At 71.1% G+C, this 11,077-nt stretch carries 10 protein-coding genes; 6 read left to right on the forward strand and 4 right to left on the reverse strand.

Annotated features, from left to right (window positions below):
- The first annotated feature begins 3 nt into the window (after window positions 1-3).
- Window positions 4-2,784 (forward strand): DEAD/DEAH box helicase, encoded by a 2,781-nt coding sequence (locus VHA72_RS07290; RefSeq protein ID WP_325573788.1) that lies wholly within the window; start codon window positions 4-6, stop codon window positions 2,782-2,784.
- 52 nt (window positions 2,785-2,836) lie between these two features.
- Here VHA72_RS07290 and VHA72_RS07295 read toward each other — a convergent pair whose 3' ends face one another.
- Entirely contained in the window at window positions 2,837-3,745 is a 909-nt protein-coding gene (locus tag VHA72_RS07295) for a 5'-3' exonuclease (protein ID WP_325573789.1), read from the reverse strand.
- Window positions 3,746-3,818: 73 nt separating this feature from the next.
- Between VHA72_RS07295 and VHA72_RS07300 the strand changes: the two genes are divergently transcribed.
- The 4 genes from VHA72_RS07300 to VHA72_RS07315 all read left to right on the forward strand — a co-directional run bounded on the left by VHA72_RS07300 (window position 3,819) and on the right by VHA72_RS07315 (window position 7,416).
- Complete coding sequence (locus VHA72_RS07300; RefSeq protein ID WP_524538582.1) at window positions 3,819-4,283, forward strand: Lrp/AsnC family transcriptional regulator; 465 nt, start codon at window positions 3,819-3,821, stop codon at window positions 4,281-4,283.
- A 396-nt stretch (window positions 4,284-4,679) separates the two neighbouring features.
- On the forward strand, window positions 4,680-6,179 hold the full coding sequence (lnt, locus tag VHA72_RS07305; RefSeq protein ID WP_325573782.1) for an apolipoprotein N-acyltransferase: 1,500 nt from the start codon (window positions 4,680-4,682) through the stop codon (window positions 6,177-6,179).
- A gap of 25 nt (window positions 6,180-6,204) precedes the next feature.
- On the forward strand, window positions 6,205-6,927 hold the full coding sequence (locus VHA72_RS07310; protein WP_325573791.1) for a polyprenol monophosphomannose synthase: 723 nt from the start codon (window positions 6,205-6,207) through the stop codon (window positions 6,925-6,927).
- 27 nt (window positions 6,928-6,954) lie between these two features.
- Window positions 6,955-7,416, forward strand: coding sequence for an FxsA family protein (locus VHA72_RS07315; protein WP_325573783.1), 462 nt, complete (start codon window positions 6,955-6,957; stop codon window positions 7,414-7,416).
- On the opposite strand, the gene VHA72_RS07320 is transcribed toward VHA72_RS07315, so the two are convergent.
- From VHA72_RS07320 to VHA72_RS07330, 3 genes are all read right to left on the reverse strand, one after another.
- Entirely contained in the window at window positions 7,413-7,799 is a 387-nt protein-coding gene (locus VHA72_RS07320; protein WP_325573784.1) for an RNA polymerase-binding protein RbpA, read from the reverse strand. The genes VHA72_RS07315 and VHA72_RS07320 overlap by 4 nt on opposite strands.
- Before the next feature lie 145 nt (window positions 7,800-7,944).
- The gene (locus VHA72_RS07325) at window positions 7,945-9,330 is read right to left on the reverse strand and encodes an MFS transporter (protein ID WP_325573785.1); all 1,386 of its coding nucleotides are present in this window, start codon (window positions 9,328-9,330) and stop codon (window positions 7,945-7,947) included.
- The gene (locus tag VHA72_RS07330) at window positions 9,327-10,118 is read right to left on the reverse strand and encodes a glycerophosphodiester phosphodiesterase family protein (protein WP_325573786.1); all 792 of its coding nucleotides are present in this window, start codon (window positions 10,116-10,118) and stop codon (window positions 9,327-9,329) included. Before VHA72_RS07330 ends, VHA72_RS07325 begins: the two co-directional genes overlap by 4 nt.
- Window positions 10,119-10,184: 66 nt before the next feature.
- Here VHA72_RS07330 and VHA72_RS07335 point away from each other — a divergent pair, with 66 nt between their 5' ends.
- Complete coding sequence (locus VHA72_RS07335) at window positions 10,185-11,027, forward strand: SDR family NAD(P)-dependent oxidoreductase (RefSeq protein ID WP_325573787.1); 843 nt, start codon at window positions 10,185-10,187, stop codon at window positions 11,025-11,027.
- Window positions 11,028-11,077 lie beyond the last annotated feature (50 nt).

An 11,077-nucleotide genomic window follows, 5' to 3' on the forward strand; every position in this document is an offset into this window, starting at 1 on the left:
GGCATGGGCCCCGCGGAGAAGTACGCCGAGTTCCGGCGCTCACAGCAGCACCCCGTGTTCAAGGACTTCGCCGCGCTCTACGACTTCCCGCTCGACGAGTTCCAGCGGCGGGCCTGCCACGAGATCGAGGAGGGCCGCGGCGTACTCGTGGCCGCGCCGACCGGCTCCGGCAAGACGATCGTGGGTGAGTTCGCCATCCACCTGGCGCTCGCTACCGGTCGCAAGGCCTTCTACACCACCCCGATCAAGGCGCTGTCGAACCAGAAGTACAGCGACCTGGTCCGCCGGTACGGCGCCGACCAGGTCGGCCTGCTGACCGGCGACAACGTGGTCAACGGCGAGGCGCCGGTGGTCGTGATGACCACCGAGGTGCTGCGCAACATGCTCTACGCCGGCTCATCGACCCTGCTCGGGCTCGGCTTCGTGGTGATGGACGAGGTGCACTACCTCGCCGACCGCTCCCGGGGCGCGGTCTGGGAGGAGGTGATCATCCACCTGCCCGAGTCGGTGAGCGTGGTGTCGCTGAGCGCGACGGTGTCCAACGCCGAGGAGTTCGGCGAGTGGCTGACCACCGTGCGCGGCGAGACCACCACGATCATCGAGGAGCGGCGGCCGGTGCCGCTCTACCAGCACGTCATGGTCGGCCGGCGCATCATGGACCTGTTCGCCTCCTCCGACGTGGACGCGGCCGCCGGCTTCGTCAAGGAGGGCGCCCCGGTCAACGGCGAGCTGATGAAGATCGCCCGCGACGACTGGGCCTCGACCCGGATCAGGGATCGCCGTGCGCCCCGCGACCGACGGGGCTCGACCGCGGGGGCCGGCGGCCGGCGCGAGGTCGGCAACGGGCGCCGGGTCTGGATCCCCTCGCGCACCGACGTGATCACCGCGCTGGACCGCGGCCGGCTGTTGCCGGCCATCGTGTTCGTCTTCAGCCGGGTCGGCTGCGACGCGGCCGTCACCCAGTGCCTGGCCGCGAACATCCGGCTGACCAGCGCCGAGGAGCGCGACACGATCTACGAGTACGTCGAGGATGCGTGCCGTGACCTGCCCGACGAGGACCGGCACGTGCTGGGCTACCACGACTTCCTCGACGGGCTCACCCGCGGCGTCGCCGCCCACCACGCGGGGATGCTGCCGGCGTTCAAACAGGTGGTCGAGGAGCTGTTCCTGCGCGGCCTGGTCAAGGTCGTCTTCGCCACCGAGACGCTCGCTTTGGGCATCAACATGCCGGCGCGCACCGTGGTGATCGAGAAGCTGACCAAGTGGAACGGCGAGACCCACGCCGACCTGTCGCCGGGGGAGTACACCCAGCTGGTCGGCCGAGCCGGGCGCCGGGGCCTGGACGTGGAGGGCCACGGGGTGGTGCTGTGGCAGCCGGGCATGAACCCGCGCGAGCTGGCCGGCCTCGCCTCCACCCGCACCTACCCGCTGCGCTCCAGCTTCCGGCCGTCTTACAACATGGCGGTCAACCTGGTGCACCAGTTCGGCCGCGAGCGCTCCCGTGAGCTGCTGGAGCAGTCCTTCGCGCAGTTCCAGGCGGACAAGGCCGTGGTCGGGCTGGCCCGGCAGCTGCGCAAGGCCGAGGAGGCGCTGGCCGGCTACCGCGAGGCGGCCGCGTGCGATCGCGGCGACTTCATGGAGTACGCCGCCATCCGCCGCCGCATCTCCGACGTGGAGAAGAACGCCAGCCGCGAGCGCCGGGCCGACCGTCGCGCGGAGATCGTGGAGTCGCTCTCCAGGCTGCGGCCGGGGGACGTCATCGACGTACCGACCGGGAAGTTCGCCGGCTATGCGGTCGTGGTGGATCCCGGCTTCGACCCGGAGGGCCCGCGGCCCTACGTGGTGACCCTCGACCGACAGGCGCGCCGGCTGGCGATGGTCGACTTCAACGTGCCGGTGGTGGCGCAGACCAGGATGCGGATCCCCAAGACGTTCAACGGGCGCAATCCGCAGATGCGGCGCGACCTGGCCGCGCACCTGCGGGAGAGGACCCGTGACCTGCGGCCCACGGGGCCGCCGAGCCGGCGCGACGGGCGGGCGCAGTCCGGCGCGGACGCCGAGATCGCGGAGCTGCGGGCACAGCTGCGTCGGCACCCCTGCCACGATTGCCCCGATCGGGAGGACCACGCCCGCTGGGCGGAGCGCTACTTCAAGCTCGACCGCGACGCGGCGACGCTGCGCCGTCGGGTCGAGAACCGGACCAACACCGTGGCGCGGCAGTTCGACCGGGTCTGCGACGTGCTCACCGCGCTGAGCTACCTCGACGGGGACGCGGTGACCGATCGAGGCCGCCACCTGATGCGGCTCTACTCCGAGATGGACCTGGTTGCCGCCGAGTCGCTGCGCAGCGGTCTGTGGGACGAGCTGTCGGCCGCCGAGCTGGCGGCCGCCTTGTCGGTGCTGGTCTACGAGGCCCGCCGCGCCGACGACAGCGCGCCGCCACGCCTACCCGGAGGCCGGGTCAAGGACGTCATCGCGGCGATGGTGAAGGTCTGGGCCGACCTCGACGCGCTGGAGCGTGACCACCACCTGGACTTCCTGCGCCAGCCCGACCTCGGCTTCGCCTGGGCGGCCTACCGCTGGGCCGAGGGCGACGACCTGGACGACGTACTCACCGTGGTGGACCTGGCCGCCGGCGACTTCGTCCGCTGGATGAAGCAGCTGGTCGACCTGGCCGGCCAGGTCGCCGACGCGGCCGGGGTCAGCCCGCTGCGCCGGACGGCCCGCCAGGTGGTGGACGTGCTCAAGCGCGGCGTGGTCGCCTACTCCTCCCTGGTCGAGTGAGACGGGCACCTGACCTTCCTCACCTCACATCGGCGTGTCGCCGTGCGGAAGGTCAGGTGCGCGCAGCCAGGACGGCGGTGAGCCGCTCCACCGGCGAGGCCAGGTTGTAGCGGGCGGCGAGGTCGGCGAGCCGGGCAGGGTCGGCCGGCGCCTGGGGGAGCGCGGTGCCGGAGCGGTCCAGCTCCACGTCGCGGGCCACCGCGACCACCCGCGGTGCGACGTCGAGATAGTCGCCGGCGGCCAGCAGGTTGCGCCGCAGTGCCGGGGTGAGCGGGCTGGCCGGGTCGGCCGCGGCCGCGCGGATCCCCGCCAGGTCGCCGTACGACGCCAGCAGCGTCGCCGCGCTCTTCTCGCCCACGCCCCTGACCCCGGGCAGCCCGTCGGAGGTATCGCCGCGCAGGGTGGCGAAGTCGGCGTACTGCGCCGCGGCGATGCCGTACTTGGCGCGGACCCAGGCGTCGTCGACGCGCTCGTGGTTGCCCACGCCGCGGGCGATGTAAAGCACCCGGACGCCGGCCGCGTCGTCGACCAGCTGGAACAGGTCGCGGTCGCCGGTGACGACGTCGACGGGCATCGCGGCGCCGGTGGCCAGCGTGCCGATGACGTCGTCGGCCTCGTAGCCGGCCGCGCCACGAACCGCCAGCCCGAACGCCGCCAGCACGTCGGTGATGATCGGCACCTGCACCTCGAGCGGGTCGGGCACCGCCTCGACATCAGGCCCGACCGGGTTGGCCGTGACCACCCGGTGGGCCTTGTAGGAGGGAATCAGGTCGACGCGCCACTGCGGCCGCCAGTCCTCGTCCCAGCAGCAGACCAGATCGCTGGGCCGGTAGTCCTCCACCAGCCGGGCGATGAAGTCGAGGAACCCACGCACCGCGTTGACCGGCGTCCCGTCCGCGGCGGTGATCTCGGGGACCCCGAAGAACGCACGGAAGTACATCGAGGCGGAGTCGAGCAGCATCAGGCGGGGTTCGGGCACGTCCGGCATCCAATCATGACGGCGGGGGTGTGGTGGTGCTCACTACAGTGCGGTCATGACCACATCCGACGGCCTGGAGGACAAGGATCGAAAGATCCTCCAGCTTCTCGCCGCGGATGGTCGGATGTCCTACACCGATCTCGGGAAGGCGACAGGACTGTCGACCTCCGCGGTACATCAGCGTGTCAAACGACTCGAGCAGCGCGGCCTGATCCTCGGGTACGGCGCGACGATCAACCATGCCGAGATCGGACTGCCGCTGACGGCGTTCGTCGCGATCCGGCTGATCGACCCCTCCCTGCCCGACGACTACGCGGAGCGGCTGCGACACTTCCCGGAGATCGAGTCGTGCTGGTCGGTGGCCGGCGAGGAGTCCTACATCCTGCAGGTCCGCACCGCCACGCCGGCCACTCTGGAGACCCTGCTGGCCCGCGTGCGGGAGACAGCACACGTGTCGACGCGCACCACCATCGTGCTCTCGACGTACTACGAGAACCGGCCGGTGGCGGGGCTGGACTAGCACGGTTGCCCGGCGTGTCGCGTGCGACACGCCGAGACCGGAAAATTCCCTGGCGGAAATCTGCATTCGGTTCTATGTCGCTGACCTGCACAAACATCTGTTTGCGCAGGTCAGCGAGAGGTTGACGGAAGCCGGCGACCGCGCGAGTCTGTGGCGGTTCGCCCGCGCAGATCGTGGCCGGGCGGGCCGGCGTCCGAGTGGCCGGGTCGGGGGATGTTCAAGCCAGGCATCTGCCCCACGTGGTTCGCGGATGACGGCCCGCCTCCACGGGGGCGGCGCGGAGGGGCCCCGTCTCGCTGTAGACAACGACCACGGACCCGGCAGCCAGCCGGGTGACGGGTCGGCCCGAGGCGAGTCAGGGGCGCCCTCCGTAGCGACACGCTCTACCCTTGCCGGGTGTCGCGCCGCCTCGTCCTCGCCCTGGCGGCGGGCGTGGCGCTGGCGCTGGCCTTCGAGCCGGTCGCGCTGCCCTGGCTGATCCCGTTCGCCCTGGCCGCGCGACTGCTCGCCGTCCGCGGCCTGGACGCCCGTCGCGGCTGGCTGCCGGGTCTGGTCTTCGGCATCGGGTTCTACTTCGTACACATCTGGTGGATGCACGCGGTCGGGTACGGCGCCTGGCTGGCCCTGGCGGGGGCCGAGACGCTCTTCTACGCCGTCCTGGGGTCGATCGACGCCGTGCTGCTGCGCGGTCGCTGGTGGCCGCTGTGGACGGCGGTCTCGTGGACCGCGATGGAGTGGCTGCGGGGCGGCTGGCCGTTCGGTGGGATGCCGTGGGGTCGGCTCGCGTTCGCGGTGATCGACACGCCCCTGGCGCGGATGCTGCCCTACGCCGGGCTGGCTGGCGTGGGTCTGCTGCTCGCCCTCATGGGCGGCCTGCTGGCCTGGCTGGTGGTCAGCCCCGGCCGACGTCGCGCCGGCGTCCTGGCCCTCGCCGTCCTGTGCCTGTTGGTCGCGCTGCCGAACTGGCGACCGTGGCATCCCGACCTCGTCGGGCACGCCGACGTCGTGGCCGTCCAGGGCAACGTCCCCGGGAACGGCGACGTGCTGGCCAACTACCGGCAGATCACCCAGAACCACATCGACCTCACCGTCGCGCTCGGCAAGCGGATCGCGGCAGGGGAGGCGCCCAAGCCGTCGTTCGTGCTGTGGCCGGAGAACTCCACCGCGATCGACCCGCTGACCGACACCCAGACCGACACCGGGATCTGGCAGGCGGTGCGTGCGGTCGCCGTTCCGGTCGTGGTCGGTGGGCTGCCGAACGCGCCCGATCGCACCCACGTGCTCAACCAGGGCATCGTCTGGGACCCAGTGACCGGGGCGGGGGACCGGTACACCAAGCACCATCCGGTGCCGTTCGGGGAGTACATGCCGCTGCGCGGTCTGCTCGGCAAGCACAACTTCGGCGGGCTGCAGGTGCTCGACTACGACATGGTCGCCGGCACCCGCACCACCCCGCTGCACGTCGGCAACCTGCGGGTGGCGGACGCGATCTGCTTCGACGTGGCCTACGACGACGTCCTCGACGAGCAGGTCCGCAACGGCGGACAGCTGGTGACAGTCCAGACCAGCAACGCGAGCTTCACCGGGACCGCCCAGATCGCCCAGCAGTTCGCGATCACGCGCGTGCGCGCGCTCGAGACCGGCAGGTACGCCGTGGTGGCGGCGCTCAACGGGGTCAGCGGCGTGATCGCACCCGACGGCCGCGTGCTCGCCTCCGCGCCGGTCCGCACCGAGGCGGTGCTGCAGCGCGACGTCGGCCTGATCAGGGGCAGTACGCCGGCGGTGGTACTCGGATCACGACCCGGTCAGGTTGCTGCGGGGTTGGTCCTGGTTAGGCTGATCGGCAGTGGCTTCATCTCCTGGCGCAGAAGGCGGCACACCCCACGTGAGCACTGATCTGAGCACCCTCGGTCGGGTGATCATGGTGATCCCGACGTACAACGAGGCGGCCAACCTGGCCTGGATCGTCGGGCGGCTGCGACGCGCTGAGCCCGATGTCGAGATCCTGATCGTCGACGACGGCTCGCCGGACGGCACCGGCGACCTGGCCGACGACCTGGCCGCCACCGACGCACACCTGCACGTCATTCATCGCAAGGAGAAGGCGGGCCTGGGCGCGGCGTACCTGCACGGCTTCGGGTGGGCGCTGGAGCACGGCTATGACGTGATCGGCGAGATGGACGCCGACGGCTCGCATCAGCCCGAGGAGCTCGGCCGGCTGTTGGAGGCACTCAAGACCGCCGACCTGGTGATCGGCTCGCGCTGGGTGCCGGGCGGGTCGGTGGTTAACTGGCCGCTGTCGCGGCAGCTGCTCTCCCGGGGCGGCAACCTGTACGTGCGGATGCTGCTGGGCATCCGGATCAAGGACGCGACCGCCGGCTTCCGGCTCTTCCGCCGCACCACCTTGGAGAAGATCGACCTGGGCTCGGTGGAGTCGGCCGGCTACGTCTTCCAGACCGACCTGGCCACCCGCACCGTGCGCGCCGGGCTGCACGTCGTGGAGGTGCCGATCGAGTTCGTCGAGCGGGTCCGCGGCGCCTCCAAGATGAGCGGCGCGGTGGCCGGCGAGTCGCTCAAGCTGGTCACTCGCTGGGGGCTGCGGGAGCGCCGCGAGCAGCTGCGCCGGGCGGTCCGCCGGGGCTGAGTTGGCCCGGCCCGGGATAATGGGGCCGTGAGGAGCACATCGCGTCGCCGGCGCTGGCCGTGGCTGCTGGTGCTGGCGTTCGTGTTGGTGCCGATTGCGGAGATCTACGTGATCATCCAGGTCGGCCAGGTCATCGGCGCGTGGTGGACGGTGGTGCTGCTCATCGCCGACTCGATCTTCGGCAGCTGGCTGGTCAGGCGCGAGGGTGCGCGGGCCTGGCTCGCCCTGCGGACGGCGCTGGCCAGCGGCCGGATGCCCGCCCGGGAGCTCGCCGACGGGGCGCTGATCCTGATCGGCGGCACTCTGATGATCTCGCCGGGCTTCATCTCCGACGTGGCCGGCTTCGCGCTGATCCTGCCGTTCACCAGGCCGATCGCGCGGCGCATCCTCACGGCCGTCGTCTCCCGGCGGCTGCTGGCCGGGCATGACAATCGCCCCGGATCCGGTCCCGAAGGGCCGGTGATCCGGGGCGAGGTGGTCGATCCTTAGACCGCTGCCTTGCGCTTCTTCGCGTTGGCCCGGTGCAGGTGGGCCGGCCCGATCTCACCGCCGCGGAGCAGCTCCAGCCGCTCCTTGAGGATGTCCTCCAGCTCGCTCTCGGAACGACGCTCGAGCAGCATGTCCCAGTGCGTGCGGGCCGGCTTCTCGGCCTTCGACTCCGGCTCGTGGCCGGCGACGTTGAGCGCCTCGGCGCCGCAGCGCGGGCACTCCCACGTGGCCGGGACCTCGGCCTCGTCGGACATGGTGATCTCGAACTCGTGACCCTGTGGACACTTGTACCCGACCTGTTGGCGCGCCGCGAACTCGATGCCGCGCTCGTCCTCGAAGCTCTGGCCGCCGAGTCGCGCGCCTCGCAGTGTGCGCTCCGCCATGGGGCACCTCCCTGGTCTTCCCCCGTTGTCATGTCTGGGACGGTGGACACGCCGCGTCCGTGACGGACTTGTGTCGCGCGAGTACCGAACCCCTCGACGTCTTTAACGGTATCCAGGCGCGCAAGATTCCATCAATTTACGAAGGTCAGACCGCCGCCGGCACGGCGTTGCCTGCTTCCTCGATCCCGCGACGTGGGTCCAGCCGGAGCAGGAAGACCGCACCCAGCACGAAGAAGACCACCAGCGAGACGATCGCCGGCCGGTAGGACCCGGTCAGCTGGAAGACCAGTCCGAACAGCAGCGTGCCGAACCACGAGGTGCCGCGCTCGCAGGCGTTGTAGAGCGCGAAGTACTCGCCCTCCCGTCCGCGCGGGATGAGCAGGCTGAAGAAGCTGCGGGACAACGCCTGGGTGCCGCCCATCACCAGGGCGATCGCCACGCCGATCAGCAGGAAGAGCGCGATGTTGCGGGCCGGGAGGAACATCGCCAGCACCACGATCGCCATCCAGGCGAACGTGCCGTAGAGCAGGCAGCGGTAGGCGCCGTACCGCTGTGCCCAGCGGCCGAAGAAGAGCGCTCCGCCGAACGCCACGAACTGGATCATCAGGATCGCCGCGATCAGCACCGAGTCGCCGAAGTGCAGCTGCTTGGAGCCGTAGATCGAGGCGCTGTAGATCACCGTCTGGATGCCGTCGTTGAAGAACAGGTAGGCGATCAGGAACGTCAGCGTCATCGGGAAGGCGCGCATCTCACCCAGCGTGGTCCACAGCTGACCGAACGATCGCCGCACCAGGCCGCCGGGCTCCGGCACGACCGCGCGTGCGGGGCGGTCGCGCAGGCGTCGTACCGGAATGATGGTGAAGCCCGCCCACCACAGCGCGGCGGAGAGCAACGAGAGCCGTACGGCGAGCTCCTTGCCGATCCCGAACGCGCCGTGCGCCTCGACCATCACCAGGTTGATCAGCAGCAGCAGCCCGCCGCCGAGGTAGCCGAACGCCCAGCCGCGCGAGGACGCGGCGTCGCGCTCGTCCTCGGTGGAGATGTCGACCAGGATTGCGTAGTAGCTCACCAGCGAGCAGCCACCCAGGATCGAGCTCACTACCACCGCGGCAGCGCCGAGCTGCCAGTGGTCGCCGGACATGAAGAACAGCAGCGCCGCGGCGAACGACCCGGCCCAGGCGCACCAGCCCATGTGCCACTTCTTGCGGCCCGAGCGGTCGACCAGCGCGCCCACGATCGGCAGCAGGAAGGCGCTCGCGATGGTGGCGAAGCTGGTCAGGTACGACGGCAACGAGCCCGCGGCCAGGTGCAGCCCGAGCACGTCGACGGTCTTCTTGCAGGTGTCGTCGGCATCGTCGCCGCAGCCCGCCGCGCGGCCCGCGACGGTGATCATGAACGGGCCGAAGAGCACCGTCAGCACGGTGGTGTAGTAGGCCGAGTTCGCCCAGTCGTACCAGTTCCAGGCGCGCTGCTCGCGCCGGCGTCGCACGGGGGAGAAGTCGGCGAAGGCGGTGACGTCCGAGCCGGTCATCGCTCTCCTCCCTCGGGCCACTGGCCGCGCTCGAGCAGGACCTGCTTCAACAGGTCGGTGCGGTCGGTCATCAGCCCGTCCACGCCCATGTCGAGGAGTTCGCGCATCTCCTCGGGCGCGTCGATCGTCCACACGTGCACCTGCTTGCCCGCGGCGTGGGCGCGCCGCAGGAACCCGCGCGACACGATCGTCACGCGCCGGCCCGCGACCGTCCGACGGTGCGGCACCTGGAACGCCACGAATGCGTCTCCGGCCAGCAGCCGGGCCAGCCGGGCGCTGGGGGAGAGGAGGTACGCCGCGACCTCCCCGGGGTGGGCGCTGGTCCGCACCCGGCCGCCGCTGAGCCGGCGGAACTCCTCGAGCCGGGCGACCCCGAACGACCCCACGATCGCCCTGTCCTCGGCGCCGCGCTCACGCAGGAAGTCGGCGAGAGCCCGCGGCGTACCGGCCGCCTTGAGGTCGATGTTGAACTGCACCCGGGGGAAGGCGTCGAAGAGCTCGGCCAGCGTCGGCACCTGGTGGTGGCCCCCGATCCGGGCCGCGCGCACCTCCTCGAGGGTGAGGTCGGCGATCCGGCCGCGGGTGTCGGTGACCCGGTCCAGGACGGCGTCGTGGAAGGCCAGCAGCACCCCGTCGCGGGTGACGTGGACATCGGTCTCCAGGTGGGTGTAGCCCAGCCCGACGGCGTGCTCGAAAGCGGCCAGGGTGTTCTCCAGCCCTTCGATCTCGGGATGATAGGAGCCGCCGCGGTGGGCGAAGGCGAGCACCGCCCGAGAGGTGTGGGTCACGGGTCGAAGTATGTCGCCTCGGGCGGTGCCGGCGGCCATTTCACGGCGCGTCGTAGCGTTGCCGGCGTGGCCCCAGAGAACAGCACAGCGAAGAACTGGTTCATCACCGGCGCCTCCCGCGGCTTCGGGCGGGAGTGGGCGATCGCAGCCCTGGAGCGCGGCGATCGGGTCGCCGCCACCGCCCGCGACCTGAGCGCGCTCGACGACCTGGTGGACAAGTACGGCGTCGACATCGTGCCGATCGCGCTCGACGTCACCGACCGGGACGCGGCGTTCGCGGCGGTGCAGGACGCCCACCGCAACCTGGGCAGCCTGGACGTGGTGATCAACAACGCCGGCTACGGTCACTTCGGCTTCGTCGAGGAGCTCTCCGAGGAGGACATCCGGCGGCAGATGGAGACCAACTTCTTCGGGTTGCTGTGGATCACCCAGGCCGCGCTGCCGCTGCTGCGTCAGCAGGGGAGCGGTCACCTCATCCAGGTGACCTCGGTCGGTGGCGTCTCGGCCTTCGCCGGGCTGGGCGCCTACCACGCCTCGAAGTGGGCGGTGGAGGGACTGACCCAGGCGTTGGCCGCCGAGGTGAAGGACTTCGGCATCGACGTGACGCTGATCGAGCCGGCCGGCTTCGCCACCGACTGGGGCGGCGCCTCGGCGGTCCACTCCGCGCCGCTGCCGGCCTACGGCGAGGCGAGGGCCGAGCGCGAACGCCAGCGCGCCGCCCGGGCCACCGCCGGCCCCGGTGACCCGCGCGCGTCGGCGGCGGCGCTGCTGGAGATCGTCGACGCGCAGCGTCCGCCGCTGCGCTGCCTGTTCGGGGCCGCCGCCTACGCCACCGTCAGCGGCGACTACGAGGCGCGGCTGGCGAACTGGCAGGAGTGGGACCGGGTGGCGCAACTCGCCCAGGGCTGATAGCGGGCCTCGTGCGGCCCGCCATGTCACCCGCCCGCCAAACTGTCACC

Source organism: Nocardioides sp. (assembly GCF_035547795.1).
Classification (GTDB): domain Bacteria; phylum Actinomycetota; class Actinomycetes; order Propionibacteriales; family Nocardioidaceae; genus Nocardioides.